This is a genomic window from Shewanella sp. 125m-1, assembly GCF_052977065.1.
Genome location: NZ_JBRILT010000034.1, coordinates 1 through 23100 on the forward strand (window position 1 = coordinate 1; position 23100 = coordinate 23100).

The window sequence follows — 23100 nt, forward strand, 5'->3', positions numbered from 1 at the left end:
GCGAACGGCCATTAAGACACTGCAAGGCTTAGTTCGGGATCCACAAGCATGCTATTAAATTCCTGGGGATCCCTCAGGGTCAGAGTAAACTTTCTGAATTGATGTTTGGCTCTTAAATAACAGCCCCTCTATTTTTAGCCATAATCAAAAAGTTAGATAACCCCTGTAGGCTCACAGAAAACACCTATTCCCCATCGAAGTTGCCGAAGTACGTAGATGAAAATGTCGTGGAACCATCATGGATGATGGTTCCGGCTCGGGGGGACATGGATGTCCCATCTGAGCCGTTAGGCGATTTTTATTGGAGTATGAGGCCCGTATCTAATGCATGTAACTTCGTCGGGGCGGCAGGGGAGATTCAAGAGGGGGTTGCTGTAGACCCCTTCTTGGCCGTGTGTGAGCTGGAAGCTCACGACTTTAGTTGTTAGACGCAGTCTAACTTAAAGGTCAGGCGTAGCCTGATATGTGGCAAAGCCACGCCCTTTTATCAAACGGAGTTTGATTGCCTCCAATAGAACTTGTTAGACAAAGTCTAACTTAATCCCCCAGCCGATAAGGCTAAATCAATCAGCGCAGCTTTCTGGGCAAGCAACAGAAGCTAACAATTCCGTTAGCTCAACGGAACTCAAAGGTCGCATAGAGCCCTCTGGCAAATCCCCAAGCTGCAAACTTTGAATCGATACCCGTTTAAGGTCGATAACCTTAAACCCCAACGCCTGAGACATACGCCGTATCTGGCGATTGAGCCCCTGAGTCAAGGTAATCTCATACTTATCAGTAGCTAAACGCTGCATGATACACGGCAAAGTGGTGACATCTTTATAACTCACTCCAGCAGCCATACTGGTAAGAAAACTATCATCAAAAGCACGGTCAACTTGCACATGGTAAGTCTTAGCATGACCAAAATCTGGGTGCATCAGTTGATGGGTTAGCTCGCCATCGTTGGTTAAAATCAGTAAACCGCGGCTGTCTTTATCGAGGCGGCCGATAGGGTAAAGCCTTGGCGACTCAGGCAGTAGATGTAATAAACTGTTTGGCAGATGCGGCAACAGCCGACTGTCAGTACCGACCGCTTTATTAAATAGCCAATAAGCTTTAGCTTCAACGGCGCGAACAAGCTCCCCGTTAACATAAATCTGCTCTACACATTGCTGGCCATCTGCCGTTTCAATAATAGTGACACTATCAATATGGTTAGCGAGGCGGTCGTTAATGCGTACTAAACCATCACGGATTAAACGGGTGGCGGCGCGGCGTGAACAGCTGCCTGTTAAGGCAAGATATTTTGCGAGTCTCATGGAAGGCTTAGTGGTCTCCGGCGAGGTAGCGCTGTGACAGTTCTCGGTAATTATTAATCGCAATTTTACGTATGCTCCAAGCCAATGCAAGGCACCAAAGCATGACGATATTGGTTAAGACCCACATGCTGATAGGCACCCAGCAGTAATGTTGTTTGATATTGTGATTGATGCAAGGAGCAAAGTCTAAGGTATGCCAGTCTAACTGAAATACTAGCCCTGAGGCGGTAATAAACCCCAGTACGCTGCAAAAGAACACGGGCCAGCTACAAACAGATTGACGACTAAATTTATCGCTAATGCAGATAAAAAACATCATCACAGTGCTAATCAGATAACAGGTCGATACGAGTCGGTGAAGCTCAAGGTAATTGATGGGGAACACGCCCATTAAGATAATGCAAAAGCCCACACATGAGCCGATAAGCGATAAATAGTGACTAAAGTGACCAAGGCGAAGCAGGTATAAACCTAGCATCGACAGTAAAATACACAGACCCGCAATCATTAGAGAGAAATTATAGATATAGGCAAAAGGGGTTTCTGTATAGTCTCCGAGTAAATCGGCGCGGCGGTTTAATACGTCAATGCCTATGTTTTGATATTCAAACCAGACGGATAAAGATACACCCATTGCCGTAATTAATGCGCCACTAAAAATCATCAACACCACTAAGCGGTGAAGGTCATATTGCATCGATTGGTATTGCAATTTATCGTCCATTCAAGCCTTTGTATTTGATAATGGTGTTAAGGGGGCTTATCACAACCTTCTTTATGTTTGGATAACAAAAAAGGAGTACATATTGATGTACTCCTTTTGAGTGTTAATGCGCTCGCCTTGAACACTCTATTAGCATAACTTGCCTGATTAATGGCGTTTGCGCAAGATAACAATCGCAATTGCGACCACGGCTAAGATCATGCAGTACCAAGCGTGGGTGACAACATCAAGTGGTGAAAGACTAAAGGTTGAGGCCACTAATAGCGCCTGTGCGCCGTATGGAATTAGACCTTGAATGATACAAGAGAAGATATCCAAAATGCTGGCGGCACGCTTTGGGGTTACGCCGTGCTTCTGTGCGAGGTCTTTAGCAATATCGCCTGTAACCACAATTGATACAGTGTTGTTGGCCACACAAGTGTTAGTGGCTGCCACAATCGCTGCCATACCAAGCTCTGATGCGCGGCATGATGCTTCGCCTTTAGCTTTAGAGAAGCGACCGATCAGCTTTTCAATTTGTTGACTAACAAAAGCAAGGCCACCTTGTTGCTGCATTAGCGCGGCTAAACCACCGACTAACATAGACAAGATGAAGATCTCTTGCATGCTACCGAAGCCTGCATAGATATCTTTACCAAACTGGATCACGCCGTAATCCATAGTGGTTATCCCCGTAACGCCTGCGAGTAAAATACCGATAGTCAGTACAACAAATACGTTAACACCCGCCACCGCTAAGAATAGAATGGTTAGGTAGGGGATGACTTTGATGAAATCGATATCTTGTGGCGCCACCTCAGCTTGGCCTTGACCCACTAGGGTGAACAGTACCAAAGTGATGATAGATGCAGGGATTGCAAAGATTAGGTTTTCTTTAAACTTGTCTTTCATATGGCAGCCCTGAGTACGAGTGGCTGCAATCGTGGTATCAGAGATGATAGATAAGTTATCACCAAATAGCGCACCTGAGATCACCGCGCCCGCCATAATGGCTAAGTCGATTTGTGCTTCGTTAGCGACGCCAAGTGCAATCGGGGCTACTGCCGCGATGGTGCCCATAGAAGTACCCATGGCCGTTGCTATAAATGCTGCAATGACGAAAAAACCAGGTAGTAATAGGTTCGATGGCACAAGAGACAGGCCAAGGGCGACCGTTGCATCAACACCGCCAGTGGCTTTAGCTACAGCGGCAAAAGCACCCGCTAACAAATAAATCATACACATTGCGATGATATTTGAGTGGCCAATGCCTGCGATAAACGTTTCAATCGTTTGGTTAAGCTTCTGCTTTGAAATCAAAACAGCAAAAATAATGGCGGGTAGAATCGCCACTACGCTGGGTAGCTGATAAAACGCAAAATCTACGCCTTGGCTTTGAAAGTAAACGCCAGCACCAATAAATAGGGCTAAAAACAAAAATAGCGGCGTAAGGGCTAAAAATGATGGGGCCGTGGCCGCAGCGGTGTTTTGGGCTTGTGGGGCATTACTGGAAGTCGTCAATGTTATCTCTCTTATCTTCAATCAGTCTTTGAACCATTGTTCCCATCGCCCTCCTAGCTGGAACAGACTCGTCATTAGTGTTAGCTAAATCATAGAATGGTACATCTCAATAGTTGAGAGGATATGAGATTGAAAGACGCCTGTCAATTTAGACGTCTAGATGTTTTTACCGCTAACCGAGTAATTAATGAAACTTGTGAACTCGGTTGGGTTATTTAGGTGTGGCTTAAGTAGCCGAGGCTAGTTACCAATTAGACACTGCTCCATATGATGCTGGGTATATTGCTAGCGTGCTTTCATTTAGCATTTTAATATTTAGTTTTAGCGGCTAAGCGCTACTTGCAATATACTTTACTCATCGCGGCCATGGCATTATTCATCGGCTAAATAACGACTTTAAATAAGAGAACCCATATGCAATTGATGGAAGTGGATAAGCAAAGCTACCGTAAGAGCACTAACCTAGTGATCATGGGGTTCGTGGCAAGTTTGGCAATATTGGCGCTAGCTTTTGGCGCGTTGCTGATCCACTTTTTTGGTGCTCCAGTGTCAGCGAGTGGTGAATCAACCGGGAATTTTCATTTAAACTTTATTGGTGTGCTTTTAGCACTCGCCACCTGCAGTGCGGTGCTCAATAGTCAAAAGCAAAAGCCGTTTTTCAAAGAAGTGTATTACGTTTGGCGTTTAAAGCAGTTACATAACCAAATTTATCGAAAATTAGCCAAGATAAAAGCAGCAGCAGACAATGATGACACCAATGCGTTTATCATCTTGAGTTTTTACTTTGCTAGCTTAAAGCAGGTTTACACCCTCGATGACAACACACTGACGATATCCAAAGTAGAGCAAGATCAGGCGCAGCTAAATGAAAAGATAGCAGCGTTAGGGTTAACCATTACGCCTGAGCAGTTTGAGCCGGAAATACTCGATAAGATTTAAGATTGCTGTATTAGCTCTGCACCATTGGGGCAGCTTGGGCCATCGAGTCGCGTTTACAATGCAGGCGACTTTGAGTTTAAGCCCAAGCTTTAAAACTCTAGCTTTAAAACTCTAGCTTTCAAACTTTAGCTTTAAAGTTCGGGCTTTAAAATTATTTAGACTTCTAGATGGCTAACTGTTATGTTCGTATTTCAATCAAATGGAATAGGACATGACGCGATGAAACTCGAATCTTTAGCTCTGCACCACGGATATAAATCGGAAGCGACCACCAAGGCTGCAGCGGTTCCAATTTATCAAACGACCTCTTATACCTTTGATGATACCCAGCATGGTGCAGACCTCTTTGACTTAAAAGTGCCTGGCAACATCTACACTCGCATCATGAACCCAACGACAGATGTGCTTGAACAGCGCCTTGCGGCGATAGAAGGCGGCATCGGTGCCCTCGCACTTGCATCGGGTATGGCGGCCATTACCTATGCGATTCAAGCGCTCACCGAAGTGGGCGACAACATCGTTAGCACCAGCCAGCTTTATGGCGGCACCTACAACTTGTTTGCTCATACTTTGCCGCGTCAAGGTGTTGAAGTACGTATGGCAGGCTTTGATGATTTCGAGCAGCTTGATGCATTGATTGATGATAAAACCAAGGCGCTATTTTGCGAATCGATTGGCAATCCTGCGGGCAATATTGTTGACCTACAGCGTTTAGCTGCCATTGCTCACAAGCACGGTGTGCCCTTGATTGTAGATAACACGGTTGCCACGCCCGTGCTGTGTAAACCATTTGAACATGGTGCAGATATCGTTATCCATTCTTTGACTAAATACATCGGCGGCCATGGCACCACTATTGGCGGCGCAATTATCGATAGTGGCAAGTTTGACTGGACAGCGCAGCCTAAGCGTTTTGCGCTACTCAATGAGCCCGACCCGTCTTACCATGGTGTGGTTTATACCCAGGCATTCGGTCCGGCAGCCTTTATTGGCCGTTGCCGCGTTGTGCCGCTGCGTAATACTGGCGCCGCATTAGCGCCTCAGAGCGCTTTCTTGCTGTTACAAGGGCTAGAAACCTTGGCGTTAAGAATGGAGCGTCATTGTGACAACGCTTTGGCCTTAGCTCAGTATTTAGCGTCGCACCCCAAGGTGAGCTGGGTGAACTATGCTGCGCTTGAAAATAGCCCGTTTCAGGATAACTGCCATAAAATTACAGGTGGTAAGGCATCAGGGATCATCAGTTTTGGAATAAAGGCCGATGATGGCAAAGTGGCTGGGGGGCGCTTTATTGATGCACTGCAGATGATTTTGCGATTGGTTAATATTGGCGATGCGAAGTCTTTAGCCTGTCATCCTGCTTCAACCACTCATAGGCAATTGGATGCAACAGAATTAGCCAAAGCTGGGGTGTCAGAGGATTTAGTGCGTATTTCAGTGGGCATCGAACATATTGATGACATCATTAGCGACGTGGCGCAGGCACTAGATAAAGCGAGTTAATGTACAGAACAAGCTGTAGTGAAGCGTTAATCCGTCATGTTCTTGCTGGTGTCGATTCAGTACAAAAGGCTAGCGCAGGTCGCTAGCCTTTTGTGTGTTTAATATTGATATTTACCGTTATCTTCACTGCTTATTGATATTAATATGAAGCGATTTTCTGCTGTTTTAGCATAAAAAATATGGGCTATGTAAAGGGGGGCTTCTAATGATAAGTCCTTATTAAATCAAGCCTATATACAGGATAGGTGTTTGTGTTAAGCTGGCTGAGGATTTTTGTAAAAGAACCTGGGTTGGCAGTGCTTGTTGCAACAAAATGGCTAAAGACAATGATACTTTTTACAGTGGCTTATTTGGCCTCTGTAGCGGGTATATGCGCGCAAGTATCACAATCATTACAATCTTTAGAGCAACAGCTTGCTGACGCTTCTACGGCCGATGGACTGACCCTTCTTGATAGTTTCGATTTAAATTTTACTCACGCCAGTATTCAAGACCAAGCCCAACTGCATTTTTTGTATGCTCAGCAATATGAAAAAAACCGTCAACTTGATCAAGCGATTGCCCGCTACGATCAAGCTATAGCCATCGCAAAGCCGCTTGGTGCATCTAACGTTTTGATCGACAGTTACCTAGAGCGCTCTTTTGCTCTCTACTTAAAGAGCAACGATCCCCTGGTTTATTGCGTCGACAGAAAAAAAGCCTTGGTATTGGCCCGACAACAAAGCGATAAAGAGCTCCTAGCCAAAACACTGACCCAAAATGCTTTTTGCTATAACAAGGTTACCAATGTTCATCAAGGCATTGCCTTGCTTGATGAAGCTATGCTGCTTATTGAAACTGAAGCCAATACTAATTATAACCGTAAGGCGATGATTTATAACGCAACAGGGTCGCTCTACCGTACGGTCGGTTTACATAAACGTGGCTATAGCAACTTTGAAAAAGCCTATCAAACATGGAGTGAGATAGACGATATTCAAGATATGTTTAACATGCAGCACAATATGATTAGTGAAGCGGTTAAGCTCGGTGACTGGGACAAGGCAAAGCATAATATTGAGCAGCAATTTAAATTAACGGAGTCGGCGCCAGAGTTTATCGACTTTGGTTTTTTTGCCCACCTTAATGCAGGTCGAGTTGCACTGGCAACACACCAGTATGCCAAGGCGATTGAGCATTTAGAAAAAGCAATTTCTTTGCAAGATACCACCCAAGAGCAGTATTTCGTAAGCAGTGGCTTTCTCTTTTTAGCCGAAGCTTATTTGCGAACCGGAGATGTTGAAAGAGCAGCGGCGATGGCGCGTATTTTTAAACAAGACCGTAGTTTCCCTAAAAATATGACCAGTTTGACGCTAAAGGCTAATGCGATTATTGCCTTGGATGAGCAGCATTACTTAACTGCGGTAAACATCTTGCTAGAAGTGATCGATCAAGAGCGGCAAACTAATAATCAGATTATTGATAATGAAGTGATTGATTTAGCCTTAGATCATAACTCTAAAGTCGCTGAATTCGAGAATCTACTGCTAGCGAACAAGCTAGCGATTAATGAGCTGAGTTTAGCGGCGGTGGTCGATAAAGAGCGCATCTATGACTTAAGGTTAAGCATCTTCTTCTTAGTGGCCACAGTCCTTCTGATCGCAATCTTGTTTTTGTGGCAATCACGCAAAGCCTTTAAGCTTAGTGCACAAACCGATTTTCTAACGGGGATTGCTAATCGCGCGCATACCTTTAGCCTTGGGCAGCGTATGGTCGATAAAGCGCTTAAGAAGCAGCGACGTTTAGCGGTGATCATTTTCGATATCGACAACTTCAAATCCATTAATGATCAATACGGCCATCATGTTGGTGATCTCGCCATTCAAGCGGTGGCGAAACGTGGTGCTCGTTGGCTAAGAGAGAGAGACTTAATTGGCCGAATTGGTGGTGAAGAGTTTTTAATTGTCTTGCCAGAGACAAGTCAAGAGGAGGCGATGCAGATCTCCGACCGTTTGCGTGAGGGGATTGCCGCTCAAGCGTATACATTTGACGATGTGACTATTGAGTTGACCGTGAGTATTGGTGTTACGGCGTTAACTGAGCAGCAAAGGTGTTTAACAGAGCTAGTTAATCAGGCGGACAAGGGACTCTATAAGGCCAAATTTTCAGGCAAGAATGCGGTGTACTTTATCCAGAGTTACGCTTAAGTTCGAAACCACTATTCCCCTATCATATTCCACATGTTTCCCCTTGACTGAATGAGTATAAGCCTATTTCACTGTTTTCAAGTGATTAAGTCTGCCAAAACTTGTATTAAGTCATTTGTTTGCTATGTTTTTTATTTAGCGAGAGCTGAATTTTATTCGTGCTAGAGCGCGAGACTATTTCAGTTAGGATGTTCGCTAAACGGATTGATGAATAGATAACCAAGGTTGGAGATCCCATGAAAAAAGCGCTAGCAATATTACCCCTTGCCACATTGGCTTTAACGCCATCGGCTTTCGCTGTTGAAATCTATAAAGATGATAAAAACTCCATAGGAATTGGCGGCTACCTTGATGCACGTATTATCGATACCCAAGGACAGACTCAAGTCGTAAACGGTAGCTCTAGAGTCAATATTGGTTTTACACGTGAGATGTCTGATGACTGGAAGGCTTACGCTAAGCTCGAGTGGGGGGTAAACCCTTTTGGTGATACGAACCTGTCATATAGCAGTGAAAGTTTCTTTGAAACCACCACTGATAACTTTCTGAGCAATCGCTTAGGCTATGTCGGTGTTAGTCATGACAAGCTTGGCTCCCTCGCTATTGGTAAGCAGTGGGGGGCATGGTATGACGTTGTTTATAATACTAACTATGGCTTTGTATGGGATGGTAATGCATCTGGTACATACACTTATCAAGGAGATGGCTCCTTTAATGGTACGGGCCGTGCCGATAAAGCACTGCAGTACCGTAACAGCTTTGGTATGTTTAGTTTTGCGTTGCAGGCACAGTTAAAAGATGACTCCTTCGATGTTATCGAACCGGTAGACCAAGTAGCGGCAATGGTAACGACTCCTGCAACAGTCACTCATGTTGAGTATAACTATACCTACGGTGCAGGCCTGACTCTTGATGCAACCGATAGGCTGACCTTCACTGCTGGTGCCAACTTTGGTGAGTTTAAAGCGAGATCGTCTAATGGTTCGCGACTAACCGAAACTGATTATATTTATGGTGGCGGTGTTACCTGGGGAGCATGGGACGACGACGGGTTTTATGCGGCATTAAATGCCAATCAACAGCAATACCATGATACCGATAATATTGGGCGGATTATCCCGGATGCAACGGGTCTAGAGTCACTTTTCTCCTACCTATTTGAAGATGACTTTAAGGTATTTATCTCGTACAACATCTTAAAGGCGGGTGACGAATATGAAGACGCTTATAACGGTGATATTTTTGAGCGTGAATCACTCGTTGCCGGCGGGCACTATATTTGGCAAAACAGTGTTATTTTCTATCTTGAAGGCCGTAAAGATTTGAGTAACTTTGACAGTACTAATAAAGAGCAAGAAAAGCTGATGGGTAAACCTGAAGATGATGGTGTTGCAATAGGCGTACGCTTTATTCTGTAGTATATATACCCAAGCCACCTGAAGATGCAGGGTTCAGTGGGAATTTAATGCGCTTTAAGCAAGGCGTTGATTGCAGTTAATGGTTGTTCCCTTAGCAAGATCAATAACGCAGCAGAAAGTGCATTAAACCCCATCGAAGAAGGCTTTGCGCAAGCCCACTTCGTTGTTGCACTAGCTTAAAAGGGAGTTACCATTCCTACGCTAATACGCCTAGAATTGAACTCGCGCAAGGCCTCTGAAATGAGCATGTTCAAGTCGTTTGGGTATAGTTTTAATAACATTAAAGGCTTACCTAGTTGAAATTGAAACTGGGTAAGCCTTTTTTCTACTTCATTTAACCTAATAAGGCTATTTTAAGCGATAGGTCACTTCGACTCTATCTTGGATCACGACCTGCCCTTGCTGGTAAGTTTGAGCTGCATCGAAGCTTGCTGCTTCAGAGTTCATACGTAACATTACCGGTTGAATAGGGCGCTGCTCAAAGTAACTAATCTGCCAAACACCATCGAGTTTTTCCCCAAACCCTTCAGCCAGCATCTTCGCTTTCTGTTGGGCATCTTTTATCGCGGCCATTCTTGCTTGTTCAACATATTGCGTTTCTTTACTCGACTTTAGCGCGATGTTATTGATGCGGTTTATCCCTTGCTCAAGGGCTGAATCAAGGATGCTATTAAGCTTAGCTAAATCCATCACTGTGACTTTGATGCGGCGGCTAGCGCTATAACCGGTAAGCTGATTAGGCTTATCTTTCTCATAGCGGTATTGCGGTTGTAGGCTGATATTGGCGCTTTGCACTCGCTCTTTATTAACGCCAGCTTTTTCTAGGCGTTGTAAAAAGCGAGCCACGGCTTTATCTGATTCTGTTTTGGCTTCCAGTGCGGTCTTTGCCTTAATCACCACTTCAACATTAACTTCTGCCATATCCGCTTTTACGGTGAGCTGGCTTGTGCCTACAGTGTTGAGGCTAGGAAAATCTAGGCCGTCGGCTGCATGAGCGGTACTTATCATGCTAGTTGAAGCAATAAGGCCTGAGATGAGTGCTGCGATAATTGATGATTTCATAATGACTCCAAAAGTAAAAACGGATGAGATTTATCAAGGTTTGTTTATCTTGTTATGTATAAACGTAGTCATTTTTAAAAAGGGTTTTATTTTTTTAACTATTTTTTTAACTATTTTTTTAATTATTTTTTAATTAGTTTTTTTTAATGTGGTTTTTCTAGCAGAGCGGTTCTTTAGTTTATCTCGATAGTTTTATGCCGCTTGGTATTAGTTAAAGCTCTCGGTAAATATCACCTGGCTCTTGTTTTTTTGTTTTTCCCAACCAGCAGTTTTTAACTCAGGTTCAGAGAGAAAATCTTCAACATAGCCAATACATAGGTAGCCAATAAGCTCACTATTGCTGGGGGCATTGAGTATTGTTTTAATGGCTTCTGGATCGACGATGCTGACCCAACCTACACCAATATTGAGTGAGCGAGCCATTAACCAGAGGTTTTGAATCGCACAAACTACGCTAAATCGCCCCATATCAGGCATGCTGGTCTGTCCCAGCACGGGCTTTGAAACTGGTTGATAAAAAACGGCTAAATTGACCGGGGCTTCCATGATCCCCTCAAGCTTTAAGTTCTGATATTGCTGCTGTTTAGTAGAGCTAAACTGCTTAGCGCCAGCGGCATTTTCTTTAACAAATGATTGATGTACTTGTTGTTTAACGTTATCAGAGCGGATGACTACAAATTGCCAAGGTTGAGAATAGCCTACTGACGGGGCATTTAAGGCGGCGTTGAGTAGCTTATCCATGATGTCATTATCAATATCGGTAGCTAGAAAGCGATTACCTCTTACATCGCGCCTTAGTTGAATAATATCGGCAAGTAAAAGGCTGTCATCGGCTGAAAATTGGCGGCTCATAGGGTTATCTGCATGAAATAGTGCTCTCTGCATGAAATCGAGATAATAAAAAGGCGTCGTATATACAAAATATGACGCCTTAGAACTTAACGATATGTTTGCTAAATCAGCTTTATTTTAGTTTAAAACTAATTGACGATCATAGAGATAAAGTAGCCTATAACCGTTGCCGTTACCACACCGATAAAGCCTGGCATGATAAAGCTGTGATTCACTATGTACTTACCAATATGGGTGCTGCCAGTTCTATCAAAGCTGATGGCGGCTAAGTCACTTGGGTAGAACGGGAAGAAAAAGTATGCGTAACAAGCTGGCAGGACACCGATAAGAACAGGTGCGGGAATACCTAATGAGAATCCAAGCGGTAGCATGATGGTCAGCGTTGCAGCTTGGCTTTTAAGAAATACCGAAGCGGTAAACATTGCTATGGCAAATGACCAGGGATGGGCATGAACAATATCGCTAACTGATTCAATCAAATACGCTTTGTGATGACCAATAATGGTGTCACTTAGCCAAGCAATACCGAAGATAATGATCACCGCTGTCATACCCGCGATAAACACATTGCTGTGTACGATTTTCTTCGGATCAATTTTAGTCGCCAGTAATATCACCGCACCAACCGATAGCATCATAAACTGAATTGCTACCGACATCTTGACCCCTTCAGGCAGCAGTTGTTCGCTGAATATGGCTAGGGCAATAACCGACAATATACCCAGTAGAAAAATACTTAACCCTTTCTTCGCGGTGCTGTCTGATTTAGCTACATCGTCAGTTTCAACTTCGCTATCAACTAGGCTATTTCTAAATTCTTCATCTTGAAGGCGCGCTTGAAACTCTGGGTCTTTATCCAGATCTTTACCGCGCTTAAGGCTCCAGGCTGATGCGACTAACACACCTATTAAGGTCGACGGAATCGTGACGACGAGTACGTCAACCAAGCTGATATCGAGATTGTTTTCCATCGAGGTGGCAATAACGACCGCTGCCGCTGCTGCAATTGGGCTAGCAGTGATCCCCATCTGCGAGGCTACAGTGGCTATTGCTAGCGGGCGCTCTGGGCGAATGCCTTTTTTATAGGCGATATCATAGATAACCGGCAATAGCGGGTAAACCGAGTGACCCGTACCCACCAATACAGTCAATGAATAAGTGCAAAGAGGGCCAAGAAAGACGATTTGGTTTGGGTGTTTGCGCAGTAGCTTTTCGGCGTAGCGAACCAATAGTTTGAGGCCTCCTGTGGCCTCAAGTGTCGCTGATGCGGCAACGACAGCGAGAATAATCAACATTACATTGATAGGGGGCGAGCCTGGCGCAATGCCAAATGCAAACGCTAATACCGAAACACCTAAACCACCGAGTAAACCAAAGGCCACACCACCGTGGCGGATCCCCACAAAAATTACAGTTAACAACAAGAGCATATGTATGAAAAACATAGCGGGGTTCCTTTAGGATTTTTGCGCAAACAGGCGTATTGACTGAGCGATAATGATAAAGCGTGCCATTGAAGCTCGCTGTTAAGATGGAGTTATACCGTATGTTACCGAATGCTTAAATAGCGCGATGACAGCAAGGTGATAGGGCGCAATCATTTGTCGAAGTTTTGGCAAAAACTGTGAAGTTACACATGCCCCCTGTGGCGAGAAATAGTGGCGAGAAATCACGGCACTAATCTGGTGTAAATAGTTTAAATGAGCTATGCCGTGCTAAGGCCGAGTGTGACTCAACAGATTTAAACGCGAGTTAACTGCCAAACTGGCACGCAATTGGGTAGAATGAGGCAGATTTTTCATTCATCAGAGTGACTGGTATGCACGTACATATTTTAGGGATTTGTGGCACTTTCATGGGCGGTCTAGCGTTATTGGCTAGAGCAGAAGGGCACAAAGTCACCGGCAGTGATGCCAATGTTTATCCGCCAATGAGCACGCAACTTGAAGAGCAAGGCATTGAGCTTATCCAAGGCTTCGATCCATCTCAGCTCGGTAGCAGTGAAGATGACGCGCCTGATTTGGTGGTGATTGGTAATGCGATGAGCCGAGGTAACCCTTGTGTTGAAGCGGTATTAAATCGTGGCCTTAAGTACACCTCAGGTCCACAGTTTTTAGCTGAGCATATTTTGCCTCAGCGCTGGGTGCTAGCGGTATCAGGCACTCACGGTAAAACCTCAACCTCAAGCATGCTCGCATGGATTTTAGAAGATTGTGGCTATGAGCCTGGGTTCTTGATTGGCGGCGTACCGCAAAACTTTGGGGTGTCAGCCCGTCTTGGTGGTTCACCTTTCTTTGTGGTAGAAGCTGATGAATACGACAGCGCGTTTTTCGATAAGCGTTCTAAGTTTGTACATTATCAGCCTCGCACCTTAGTGATTAACAACTTAGAGTTTGATCACGCTGATATTTTTGATGATTTAAAAGCGATCCAGCGTCAGTTTAATCACGTAATACGCACCGTGCCGGGCGAAGGCAAAGTTATATGGCCTGCCGATGCGGCGAGCGTGCAACAAGTGATAGATATGGGCTGCTGGAGCGAGCAAGAGACTTATCATCTTGCACAAAGCTCACAGGGTTGGTATGCGGTAAATTTGACCGAAGATGGTCATAAGTTTGAAGTCTTCTTCGATGGTGAATCACAAGGTGTGCTCGATTGGCAATTAATCGGCCAGCACAATATTGAGAATGCCGTTATGGCGATGGCAGCAGCAAGACATGTGGGCGTTAAACCTGAGGCTGCCATTGCTGCATTAACTCAGTTTGCACCGCCTAAGCGTCGTATGGAGCTGCTTGATACGGTTAATGGGATTGAAGTCTATGATGACTTTGCCCATCACCCAACAGCGATTACGACTTCACTTAATGGCATGCGTGCGCGTGTAGGCGACGCTAAAGTCACAGTAATTTTAGAGCCGCGCTCGAACACCATGAAAAGCGGCGTACATAAAGATACCTTGGCTAACTCATTAGCGTTAGCGAGTAATGCTTATCTGTATCAAGCTGGCAATATCGACTGGGATGTGAGTTCTGCAATGCGCTCTGCTTCAATTCCGGTCGAGGTCTTATTCGATATTGATGAGATTGTTGATAAGGTCGCAGCACAAGCGACTAGCACTGATACTATTATTGTAATGAGTAATGGTGGTTTCGGTGGCTTACATCAAAAGCTGCTTACTAAGCTTCGCAGCAAACAGGTAAATAATGAGTCATGACTTCAACATACCGTAAAGCAGAAAAGTCGATCAGCCTGGCGTGGACCGGTGCATCTGGTGCACCTTACGGACTGAGACTGCTCGAGATCTTATTGAAAAGTGATTATCAGGTGTTCTTGATGATCTCTTCTGCCGCTAGGGTAGTATTGGCTACAGAGCAAGGCTTGCAGCTGAGCGCTAATGGCGATAAAGCCAAGATGCAGCTACTGGCGCAGTTTGGTGACGTCGGCGGTGAGCTGATTGTACTTGGCAAAGAGGAGTGGTTTTCGCCGCCTGCATCGGGTTCTGCCGCACCTAAGCAGATGGTTATCTGCCCTTGTAGCACAGGTACGTTAGCGGCCGTTGCCACAGGTATGAGTAATAATTTGCTTGAAAGAGCTGCCGATGTAGTAATTAAAGAGCGTGGTCAATTAATCGTTGTTCCGCGAGAAACTCCGTTTAGTGCCATACACTTAGAGCATATGTTGTCACTTTCAAAGCTCGGTGTGACCATTATGCCCGCGGCGCCAGGCTTTTATCATAATCCCAAATCGGTTGAAGATCTGGTAGACTTCATGGTCGCCCGAATTCTTGACCATTTGGGCGTTAACCATGCACTAACGAATCGTTGGGGTTATGACAAACATAACGTTAGCGACATCGACTACTGAGAGTTTTATGAAACACACCACTGAAGTGATGATCACTGCTGAAGAGATCAATCAAAAATTGGATATTTTGGCTGAGCAGATCAATGCTCATTATGCTGATAGCGACCGTCTATTGATGGTAGGTTTGTTGAAAGGTTCTGTTGTTTTTATGGCAGATCTTTGCAGACGTATTAAAGGTCATGTTGAAATCGATTTTATGTCGGTATCAAGCTACGGTAATGAGATGAGTAGCAGCCGCGACGTAAAAATCCTTAAAGACGTACAGTCTGAAATTCAGGGGCGTGATGTACTGATCGTTGAAGATCTCATTGATTCAGGCAATACCTTGAACAAGGTGCGCGAAATGCTGATGCTACGTGAGCCAAAGAGCCTAGCCCTTTGTACGTTGCTTGATAAGCCTGAACGCCGCGAAGTAGATGTACCAGTTGATTTCATTGGATTTACTATCCCTGACGAGTTTATCGTTGGTTATGGTATCGACTATGCAGAGCAGTACCGTAACCTGCCTTACATCGCTAAAGTTGTCCCGTTAGAGGACTAACTAGGTATCAATTACGTAACAAAATAGGCATTGGAATTAGGCTGTGATTGCATACTGATTTGAGTGCTCATTTTGAGACGTAATTACCTTATCGACTCCCGCAATCGCGGGAGTTTTTATATATCTTTCAAATGGATTGAAATAACCATGGCAAATTCAGAAGCCGCCCTCGTTATCGACTCTCTTAAAAAAACCTACAAAGGCGGAGTAGAAGCGGTTAAAGGGATCAGCTTAACGGTAAATAAAGGTGATTTTTTTGCACTTTTAGGACCCAATGGCGCAGGAAAATCGACCACGATAGGCGTGATTAGCTCACTGGTACAAAAGAGCGCGGGTAAAGTCTTTGTGTTCGAGCACGACATCGATAAAGAGTTAGAACTGGCTAAGCTGTGTATTGGATTAGTGCCGCAAGAGTTCAATTTCAATCAATTTGAGACAGTACTGCAAATCGTGGTTAACCAGGCTGGCTATTACGGCGTAAAACGCGATGTCGCACTGGCTAGAGCCGAAAAATATCTAAGTCAGCTCGATTTGTGGGAAAAGCGCAATAGCGCTGCCCGTGAGCTTTCAGGCGGTATGAAGCGACGCTTAATGATAGCTCGCGCATTGATGCATGAGCCTAAGCTGCTTATCCTCGATGAGCCAACCGCAGGGGTGGATATTGAGTTACGCCGCTCAATGTGGACCTTCCTAACTGAGCTCAACGCCCAGGGCGTGACGATCATTCTTACTACGCATTATTTAGAAGAAGCAGAAATGCTATGTCGTAATATCGGCATTATCGACAAAGGTGTGCTGGTGGAATGCACTAGCATGAAGTCGCTGCTTAGTCGCCTAAATATGGAAACCTTCATTCTCGATTTAAGAGACGATTTGAGCATAGAGCCTCAGCTTGTCGGCGTCGAATGCCGTCTTAGCGATAGCCATACATTGGAAGTTGATGTGGCTAAAGAGCAGGGCTTAAATAGCGTATTTGTGCAACTCAGCGAGTTAGGTATTCAGGTATTATCGATGCGTAACAAGGCGAACCGTCTAGAAGAGCTGTTTGTTGAGTTAGTTGAAAAGGGTAAAAATAGCGGAGATGTGAAATGAATATGAATGCGCTGTATTTCACGGCTTTTAAAAGTATTTTAACCAAAGAGATTAACCGCTTCACCCGTATTTGGGTACAAACGCTAGTACCGCCAGCTATTTCTATGACGCTGTATTTCTTAATTTTCGGTAATCTTGTTGGTAAGCGGATCGGTGATATGGGCGGGGTGTCCTATATGGAGTTTATCGCGCCAGGCCTTATCATGATGGCGGTGATCACCAGTTCATATTCTAATGTGGCCTCATCATTTTTCAGCGCTAAGTTTCAGCGAAACCTGGAAGAGTTAATTGTTGCGCCAGTGCCTCATTATGTGATTATCGCCGGTTATGTCGGCGGCGGTGTTGCCCGTGGCTTATGCGTGGGCGCTATTGTCACCATGGTGGCGATGTTCTTTGTGGATATCACCATTCATCATGCAGGTTTAGTGGTCGTGACTGTGTTGCTGACGTCGATACTGTTTTCCTTGGGCGGCTTAATCAATGCGGTCTTTGCGAAGAGTTACGATGATATCAGTATTGTACCCACCTTCGTTTTAACGCCTTTGACCTACTTAGGCGGCGTGTTTTACTCGTTGTCACTGCTACCAGATTTCTGGCAAGGCGTGTCGGCACTTAATCCTGTTGTGTACATGATCAACGTATTTCGCTATGGCTTCTTGGGATACGCAGATATGAGCATCCCCTTATCTGTAGCTGTGATGGTGGGGTTCTGTGTTGGTTTGTGGAGTGTGGCTTACTACTTGATCTCTCGCGGCATTGGCCTTAGAAGTTGATCAGCGCTGAGCGCTTACAGCATCTCAATTGGTATAATAGCAATTGAGATGCTGATTGAAAAAACGCCAACAGTTTTGCTGTTGGCGTTTTTGTTTCTGTTGGTATTAGTATTGATCTTTGTATTGGCTTATTGATGCTCGATAAACGCGATAATCTCAAACAATGACCTTATATCCTTAGCACTGAGTTTACTGGTGCAGCAGTGTCCTGCTTGGCTAGCATGCAGACGTGTCCATTGGAGCAGGGTCTCAAAATCGATTTGAGGTGAACACAAATGCAAACATGGCGTGTGATGACTCTTATCTAGTTGATAGCTTTTGCCATCACTATCGATAAAGATGGCGTTGTGAAGCTCAGCGAGCATGCTTGTCTGCTCTGCATAGTCATCTATAGAGTCAAGGTAGAAAAGCTCGTCTTGCTGCTTTTGTTTTAACAAAATAGGCCAATTAAGGGATTGGATATCCATTTGAAAAGTCTCCTTGTCGTCGACTCGGGCGGCCATTAAAAGATGTTGTTTAAATATGTAGGTAAGAGATGATAGCAATCACTGCTTAGTTTGCTGCAGTGGTTTCTTGTTCTATCAATGATTTTCTATCACTAAGCAGGGTAATGGCATCAGCGTTAACTTGCACGAGTTGGTCGAAGTGTAGATTCATCTCTTTGAGTGATGCTACATATTCAGGATCATTAAGTGGTTTCTTCTGCCAATAACGGTCACGTTCAAGTTTTTGCAATTCGCTGGCTCTGAGTATTTCGTAATAGCTGTTTTCTTGGCGTAGGCGATACACTTCGCTATCAAGTAGTTGAAGTAAGCGTTTTTTAGAGATGGTTTTTTTGTTAAGTAAGGCTTGTAGCGGATCTTGCACTTTGGTGCGTTTATCTGAATCGGTTTCAGTGGTGATCCCTAGCTGATACTCGATTTTATGCTGACGGAATTCTTTTGGACACGACTGCTGACTAAAAACGATTTTGTCGTTTTTTATGCACTTAAAAATACCATTGGCCTGTGCAGAAGCAGTAAGAATCAGGCAAATTAAAGTGAAAATTACTCTCGCCATCCGGCTAACTATCCTTATTGACCGTCGATAACAGTACTTAGTCGATATCAGTAAATCTATGTTGATTTAGCGTGCAGGTTGTTTTTGATTAACAATAGTACTTAAAAATTAACAACGTGCGTACTATGGCTTAAGTTGACTGAAAACACCAGTTTTTTGACACTAAAAAATTGCACTTTAAAAGTATCGATAACTCCTATATAGCAGGCAGGGATGAGTTATTAACTTGATGATTTTTGGAGCTATTGCTTGATGGTTCTTTAATCTAGTGATTGGTGCTGTAACTGTGGAGAATGGCCATTTTTGGCAAGCTCTGCTGATGTTTGTGCAATAAAAAACGGCTCAAAACTAAGTTGTGAACCGTTAAATTGCACAGCATCAAAATGCTTATGGGCCGATACTTAAATTAGCACTTAAATCTAGCACTTAAACGCAAGTACTGGAACTTAAGCACTGAACGCAAGTACTGCAAGCACAGATAGATAAATGTTAGTTCGCCAAATTGACGACGAGATTGTCAATCAATCGTGTCGAGCCCATATAGGCAGCAACCAGAATGACCAATTCGCTATCATCCGCAGTCGCGCTAGCAAAAGTATTGGCATTTCGTACATCAAGGTAATCGTTTTTAAAGCCTACCTCGGTTAACTCGGCTTGCGCCTGTGCTATAACATTTTTAATTGCTAAGCCAGCAGTGAGCGCCGTGGCCATCTTGTCTAAGCTGCGCTTAATCTGTGATGCCTGAGCTTTTTGCTCCTCGCTTAGGTAACCGTTGCGCGAGCTCATGGCAAGGCCAGAAGCTTCACGTATGGTATCAACGCCGACAACCTCAATCGGCATAGAGAGGTCTTCAACCATAGTGCGGATCACTAATAACTGCTGAAAGTCTTTTTGTCCGAATACCGCAATATCGGGCTGTACTATGTTAAATAGCTTGCAGACGATAGTTGCCACACCTCTAAAGTGACCAGGGCGGCTAGCGCCACAAAGCTGCTCTGAAATACTCGGTACTTCAACATAGGTTTGTGCATCCATTCCTTTTGGATAGATGATGGCTGGCGTTGGGGTGAACAGCAGTTCGGCTCCCGCTGCCGTCAATGCGGCTTGGTCGTTGGCCAAGGTTCTTGGGTAGGCATCTAAATCTTCGTTTTGACCAAATTGCATCGGATTGACAAAGATAGAGGCAACGACATGGTCGGCACGGGTTTTAGCTTCTTTGACTAAGGTGATATGGCCTAAGTGCAAGTTACCCATAGTGGGGACAAATGCAACGGTTTCACCTTTTTGACGCCATGCTTTGATTTGCGCACGGATATCTGAAATAGATTGAGTCGTGATCATGGTTTTACTGCTCTAACACTCAATTTGAAAATGCGCTCCCAGTGGATGGACTAGGAGCAGATAATTAGTTAAAGGTATGCTCTTCGCCAGGAAAAGCGCCTTGAGCCACTTCGTCAATATAAGCACGAACAGCTGCGCGGATCTCACCGGTCTGCTTGAGGTAGTTTTTAGAAAAACGGGGAATATAGCCGCTAGAGATCCCAAGTACATCGTGCATAACTAAGATCTGGCCATCGGTGTCTTTACCTGCACCAATACCTATCACCGGAATAGTAAGTGCTTGAGTAATCGCTTTTGCTAACGGTGCTGGAATACATTCTACGACCAACAACTGTGCGCCTGCGGATTCTAAGGCTTTAGCCTCATCAAGAATACGCTGGGCATTATCGGCGTCACGACCCTGTACTTTGAAGCCACCAAAAACATGAACTGATTGCGGCGTTAGTCCTAAATGAGCACAGACTGGAATGCCGCGCTCAGTCAGCATCGCGACACTTTCTAGCAGCCACTTACCGCCCTCAACCTTAACCATGCTAGCGCCAGCTTGCATCAGCGTTGTGGCATTAATCATGGTTTGTTCAGGCGTGGCATAGCTCATAAATGGCATATCAGCGATCAGCAGTGAACGCTCAATACCACGACGTACACAACGAGTATGGTAGGCAATATCGTCAACCGTTACTGGCAGGGTGTCGCTATGTCCTTGTAGTACCATTCCCATTGAATCACCGACTAATAACACGTCAATACCTTCACTATCGAACGCGCTAGCAAAGCTGGCATCATAGGCCGTTAATGCAGTGAATTTCTTACCTTCTTGCTTAAAGGTACGCAGTGTAGAACTTGTAATTTTGGACATAATGGTAATTTTAAAACCCAATTTGTGAGGTTGTTATATGCCAATAAAGGCTCAACTTCAATGATCTCGGTGTCGAATATTTATTTAAACAGATGCTCGCCATACTAGCAGAAATCAACATTGACTGAATGTCTGTTATTTCACAGTTGACGCTTGTGCCAATACTAACTCTGCTTTTAATGACTTATTGATAAGACTCGATAGCGGCGTATTATCTGGCAAGATGAGCTCTGGGGCGATATCGCTCAGAGGTACCAGTACAAAGCTGCGTTCACGCATGCCATAGTGGGGCACCACTAGGCGAGGAATATCGATGTGTTGATCGTCATAGAGTAACAAGTCGAGGTCGAGTGTTCTTGGTCCCCAGCGAAGTGCGCGTAAACGGCCTTGCTGGTTTTCAATATGTTGCAATGCATCGAGGAGTTCAATAGGAGGCAAGCGGGTGTGAAATCCAGCAACAGCATTAACGTAATCAGGCTGCTCGACATCTCCCATAGGGGCTGAGCGATAGTAGGGAGAAATGACAAGAGAGCCCGGACTTGCCAAACTCAATAATGCTTCACAAGCACTATTGAGCTGGCTAATCGGATCGGCTAAGTTTGCGCCTAATGCAATATATACTTGAGCCATTATTCTGCAGAATTTGGCGCCGGTTTTGTACCAGGCTTGCGGCGTCGGCGTTGATTAGAATTACGGTTACGGCCGCCTTTATTGGCTGAGCGAGCAATCACATTGCGCTGATCTTCATTGCCTTCGACAAAGCTCTTCCACCAAGCAGCATTTTTAGCGGTAAGGCCGCCTTCAGCATTGCCACGTAGCAAGAGTAGATCGTAAGCGGCCCTAAACTTAGGGTGCTCCATAAATCGATAAGCTTTGGTGCCCTTGTTACGCTCGAATCTAAGTTGTAACTGCCAAATGTCTTTGGCTACAGTGCTAAAGCGGCGCGGAATACTAATCGAGCGGCATTGCTGCTCCATAATATCACCCATAGCTGCAGTGTATGCATCATAGGTTGATAGGCCACTTTCTACTGCAATATCATCGGCACGCTGGCTCAATGGATACCAAAGCAGTGCTGCATAGAAAAATGCTGGGGTAACCGGTTTATCCTGGGCAACCCGCTCATCAGTACTTTGCATCATCTCTTGCATTAACTTAGCGGTTTCACCGTTTGGATATTCTTTTAGCAGTGTTTCTACTAATGGGAATAACGGTTCGAAAAGGCCAAATTCACGCATCATATTAAAGTTTTGCAGCGCTTTTCCGGCGAAAAACATCTTCAGTACTTCTTCATACATGCGGGCAGCTGGAATATCTTTAAGCAAACCCGCTAAACCTTTAATCGGTTCTGCGGCTTTCGCTTCAATAGTCATATCCAGTTTAGTGGCGAAACGCACTGCACGTAGCATACGCACAGGGTCTTCACGATAGCGCGTCTCAGGATCGCCAATTAAGCGAATAGTACGAGACTCTAAATCTTGTAATCCACCGCCGTAGCTGTGAATAGAGAAATCGCTGATATCGTAATACAGGGCGTTGACGGTAAAATCACGACGCTCGGCATCTTCATCAATACTGCCATAGACATTGTCGCGTAATAGACGACCCGACTCATTAGTCTTTGAGATTTTTTCACCGCTATCAACGTGATGGCCACGTAAGGTCGCAACTTCAATGACATCGCGTCCAAAAACGATATGCGCGAGACGGAAGCGACGGCCAACTAGTCGGCAGTTACGGAATAAGCGTTTAATTTCTTCAGGGGTGGCATTGGTAACAACGTCGAAGTCTTTTGGTTGCAAGCCCAATAAAATATCGCGTACACCACCGCCTACCAAGTAAGCTTTAAAGCCTGACTTGTGCAGTCTATAGAGTACTTTGATCGCATTGTCACTGATCTGTTTGCGAGAAATAGCGTGCGCATTTCTAGACACGACCTCTAAACTAAGACCTGTCTGTGTGTGTTCTTCAGCTTTTGGACTATCTTCAAATAGCTGTTTACAGAATTGGCTAATACGGCGAAAAATGGGACACCTCTGATTTGGATCTTAATTTGGGTAAAAACAAGTGCGCTATGATAACTCAATTA

The 23100-nt window shown here is 44.7% G+C and carries 21 protein-coding genes; 9 read left to right on the top strand and 12 right to left on the bottom strand.

Features of this window, described 5'->3' with window-relative positions:
• Positions 1-563: 563 nt before the first annotated feature.
• From ACVBIK_RS14455 to ACVBIK_RS14465, 3 genes are all read right to left on the bottom strand, one after another.
• Positions 564-1301, bottom strand: coding sequence for an RNA pseudouridine synthase (locus ACVBIK_RS14455; protein WP_447169965.1), 738 nt, complete (start codon positions 1299-1301; stop codon positions 564-566).
• Between the two features lie 7 nt (positions 1302-1308).
• Complete coding sequence (locus tag ACVBIK_RS14460; RefSeq protein WP_447169966.1) at positions 1309-2025, bottom strand: hypothetical protein; 717 nt, start codon at positions 2023-2025, stop codon at positions 1309-1311.
• Between the two features lie 147 nt (positions 2026-2172).
• On the bottom strand, positions 2173-3525 hold the full coding sequence (locus ACVBIK_RS14465) for a Na+/H+ antiporter NhaC family protein (protein WP_447169967.1): 1353 nt from the start codon (positions 3523-3525) through the stop codon (positions 2173-2175).
• 414 nt (positions 3526-3939) lie between these two features.
• Between ACVBIK_RS14465 and ACVBIK_RS14470 the strand changes: the two genes are divergently transcribed.
• From ACVBIK_RS14470 to ACVBIK_RS14485, 4 genes are all read left to right on the top strand, one after another.
• Entirely contained in the window at positions 3940-4464 is a 525-nt protein-coding gene (locus tag ACVBIK_RS14470; RefSeq protein ID WP_447160926.1) for a DUF3087 domain-containing protein, read from the top strand.
• Between the two features lie 219 nt (positions 4465-4683).
• Positions 4684-5964, top strand: a complete 1281-nt coding sequence (locus tag ACVBIK_RS14475; RefSeq protein ID WP_447160927.1) for an O-acetylhomoserine aminocarboxypropyltransferase/cysteine synthase family protein — start codon at positions 4684-4686, stop codon at positions 5962-5964.
• Positions 5965-6290: 326 nt separating this feature from the next.
• Positions 6291-8150, top strand: a complete 1860-nt coding sequence (locus tag ACVBIK_RS14480; protein ID WP_447169968.1) for a diguanylate cyclase — start codon at positions 6291-6293, stop codon at positions 8148-8150.
• A gap of 236 nt (positions 8151-8386) precedes the next feature.
• On the top strand, positions 8387-9568 hold the full coding sequence (locus ACVBIK_RS14485; RefSeq protein ID WP_447160929.1) for a porin: 1182 nt from the start codon (positions 8387-8389) through the stop codon (positions 9566-9568).
• Positions 9569-9916: 348 nt separating this feature from the next.
• Here ACVBIK_RS14485 and ACVBIK_RS14490 read toward each other — a convergent pair whose 3' ends face one another.
• From ACVBIK_RS14490 to ACVBIK_RS14500, 3 genes are all read right to left on the bottom strand, one after another.
• Positions 9917-10630 carry an oxidative stress defense protein gene (locus ACVBIK_RS14490; RefSeq protein WP_447160930.1) on the bottom strand — a complete coding sequence of 238 codons (714 nt, stop codon included), beginning with the start codon at positions 10628-10630 and terminating at the stop codon, positions 9917-9919.
• 207 nt (positions 10631-10837) lie between these two features.
• Positions 10838-11482 carry a 5,6-dimethylbenzimidazole synthase gene (gene bluB / locus ACVBIK_RS14495; protein ID WP_447169969.1) on the bottom strand — a complete coding sequence of 215 codons (645 nt, stop codon included), beginning with the start codon at positions 11480-11482 and terminating at the stop codon, positions 10838-10840.
• Between the two features lie 128 nt (positions 11483-11610).
• Complete coding sequence (locus ACVBIK_RS14500) at positions 11611-12927, bottom strand: anaerobic C4-dicarboxylate transporter (RefSeq protein ID WP_447169970.1); 1317 nt, start codon at positions 12925-12927, stop codon at positions 11611-11613.
• A 374-nt stretch (positions 12928-13301) separates the two neighbouring features.
• On the opposite strand from ACVBIK_RS14500, the gene mpl reads away from it, so the two are divergent.
• From mpl to ACVBIK_RS14525, 5 genes are all read left to right on the top strand, one after another.
• On the top strand, positions 13302-14696 hold the full coding sequence (gene mpl / locus ACVBIK_RS14505; RefSeq protein WP_447163151.1) for a UDP-N-acetylmuramate:L-alanyl-gamma-D-glutamyl-meso-diaminopimelate ligase: 1395 nt from the start codon (positions 13302-13304) through the stop codon (positions 14694-14696).
• Complete coding sequence (locus ACVBIK_RS14510; RefSeq protein WP_447160934.1) at positions 14693-15346, top strand: flavin prenyltransferase UbiX; 654 nt, start codon at positions 14693-14695, stop codon at positions 15344-15346. The genes mpl and ACVBIK_RS14510 overlap by 4 nt, the downstream gene beginning before the upstream one ends.
• 7 nt (positions 15347-15353) lie before the next feature.
• Positions 15354-15887, top strand: coding sequence for a hypoxanthine phosphoribosyltransferase (hpt, locus tag ACVBIK_RS14515; RefSeq protein ID WP_447160935.1), 534 nt, complete (start codon positions 15354-15356; stop codon positions 15885-15887).
• A 147-nt stretch (positions 15888-16034) separates the two neighbouring features.
• Positions 16035-16979, top strand: coding sequence for an ABC transporter ATP-binding protein (locus ACVBIK_RS14520; protein ID WP_447169971.1), 945 nt, complete (start codon positions 16035-16037; stop codon positions 16977-16979).
• 2 nt (positions 16980-16981) lie between these two features.
• Positions 16982-17752, top strand: a complete 771-nt coding sequence (locus ACVBIK_RS14525; RefSeq protein WP_447160982.1) for an ABC transporter permease — start codon at positions 16982-16984, stop codon at positions 17750-17752.
• Between the two features lie 128 nt (positions 17753-17880).
• Here ACVBIK_RS14525 and ACVBIK_RS14530 read toward each other — a convergent pair whose 3' ends face one another.
• The 6 genes from ACVBIK_RS14530 to pcnB all read right to left on the bottom strand — a co-directional run bounded on the left by ACVBIK_RS14530 (position 17881) and on the right by pcnB (position 22945).
• Positions 17881-18219, bottom strand: coding sequence for a DUF4144 family protein (locus ACVBIK_RS14530; protein WP_447160937.1), 339 nt, complete (start codon positions 18217-18219; stop codon positions 17881-17883).
• Positions 18220-18304: 85 nt separating this feature from the next.
• On the bottom strand, positions 18305-18811 hold the full coding sequence (locus tag ACVBIK_RS14535) for a DUF4124 domain-containing protein (RefSeq protein ID WP_447169972.1): 507 nt from the start codon (positions 18809-18811) through the stop codon (positions 18305-18307).
• A 489-nt stretch (positions 18812-19300) separates the two neighbouring features.
• The gene (gene panC, locus ACVBIK_RS14540; RefSeq protein WP_447169973.1) at positions 19301-20152 is read right to left on the bottom strand and encodes a pantoate--beta-alanine ligase; all 852 of its coding nucleotides are present in this window, start codon (positions 20150-20152) and stop codon (positions 19301-19303) included.
• Positions 20153-20216: 64 nt separating this feature from the next.
• Positions 20217-21011 carry a 3-methyl-2-oxobutanoate hydroxymethyltransferase gene (gene panB, locus ACVBIK_RS14545; RefSeq protein WP_447160940.1) on the bottom strand — a complete coding sequence of 265 codons (795 nt, stop codon included), beginning with the start codon at positions 21009-21011 and terminating at the stop codon, positions 20217-20219.
• A 135-nt stretch (positions 21012-21146) separates the two neighbouring features.
• Entirely contained in the window at positions 21147-21641 is a 495-nt protein-coding gene (gene folK / locus ACVBIK_RS14550) for a 2-amino-4-hydroxy-6-hydroxymethyldihydropteridine diphosphokinase (RefSeq protein ID WP_447160941.1), read from the bottom strand.
• The gene (pcnB, locus tag ACVBIK_RS14555; RefSeq protein WP_447163154.1) at positions 21641-22945 is read right to left on the bottom strand and encodes a polynucleotide adenylyltransferase PcnB; all 1305 of its coding nucleotides are present in this window, start codon (positions 22943-22945) and stop codon (positions 21641-21643) included. Before pcnB ends, folK begins: the two co-directional genes overlap by 1 nt.
• Positions 22946-23100 lie beyond the last annotated feature (155 nt).

Excerpts from the sequence above, each read along its gene's own strand:
- ACVBIK_RS14455 (WP_447169965.1), bottom strand. The coding sequence starts at position 1,301 with ATGAGACTCGCAAAATATCTTGCCTTAACAGGCAGCTGTTCACGCCGC.
- ACVBIK_RS14460 (WP_447169966.1), bottom strand. The coding sequence starts at position 2,025 with ATGGACGATAAATTGCAATACCAATCGATGCAATATGACCTTCACCGC.
- ACVBIK_RS14470 (WP_447160926.1), top strand. The coding sequence starts at position 3,940 with ATGCAATTGATGGAAGTGGATAAGCAAAGCTACCGTAAGAGCACTAAC.
- ACVBIK_RS14475 (WP_447160927.1), top strand. The coding sequence starts at position 4,684 with ATGAAACTCGAATCTTTAGCTCTGCACCACGGATATAAATCGGAAGCG.
- ACVBIK_RS14480 (WP_447169968.1), top strand. The coding sequence starts at position 6,291 with ATGATACTTTTTACAGTGGCTTATTTGGCCTCTGTAGCGGGTATATGC.
- ACVBIK_RS14485 (WP_447160929.1), top strand. The coding sequence starts at position 8,387 with ATGAAAAAAGCGCTAGCAATATTACCCCTTGCCACATTGGCTTTAACG.
- ACVBIK_RS14490 (WP_447160930.1), bottom strand. The coding sequence starts at position 10,630 with ATGAAATCATCAATTATCGCAGCACTCATCTCAGGCCTTATTGCTTCA.
- bluB (WP_447169969.1), bottom strand. The coding sequence starts at position 11,482 with ATGAGCCGCCAATTTTCAGCCGATGACAGCCTTTTACTTGCCGATATT.
- ACVBIK_RS14500 (WP_447169970.1), bottom strand. The coding sequence starts at position 12,927 with ATGTTTTTCATACATATGCTCTTGTTGTTAACTGTAATTTTTGTGGGG.
- mpl (WP_447163151.1), top strand. The coding sequence starts at position 13,302 with ATGCACGTACATATTTTAGGGATTTGTGGCACTTTCATGGGCGGTCTA.
- ACVBIK_RS14510 (WP_447160934.1), top strand. The coding sequence starts at position 14,693 with ATGACTTCAACATACCGTAAAGCAGAAAAGTCGATCAGCCTGGCGTGG.
- hpt (WP_447160935.1), top strand. The coding sequence starts at position 15,354 with ATGAAACACACCACTGAAGTGATGATCACTGCTGAAGAGATCAATCAA.
- ACVBIK_RS14520 (WP_447169971.1), top strand. The coding sequence starts at position 16,035 with ATGGCAAATTCAGAAGCCGCCCTCGTTATCGACTCTCTTAAAAAAACC.
- ACVBIK_RS14525 (WP_447160982.1), top strand. The coding sequence starts at position 16,982 with ATGAATGCGCTGTATTTCACGGCTTTTAAAAGTATTTTAACCAAAGAG.
- ACVBIK_RS14530 (WP_447160937.1), bottom strand. The coding sequence starts at position 18,219 with ATGGATATCCAATCCCTTAATTGGCCTATTTTGTTAAAACAAAAGCAG.
- ACVBIK_RS14535 (WP_447169972.1), bottom strand. The coding sequence starts at position 18,811 with ATGGCGAGAGTAATTTTCACTTTAATTTGCCTGATTCTTACTGCTTCT.
- panC (WP_447169973.1), bottom strand. The coding sequence starts at position 20,152 with ATGATCACGACTCAATCTATTTCAGATATCCGTGCGCAAATCAAAGCA.
- panB (WP_447160940.1), bottom strand. The coding sequence starts at position 21,011 with ATGTCCAAAATTACAAGTTCTACACTGCGTACCTTTAAGCAAGAAGGT.
- folK (WP_447160941.1), bottom strand. The coding sequence starts at position 21,641 with ATGGCTCAAGTATATATTGCATTAGGCGCAAACTTAGCCGATCCGATT.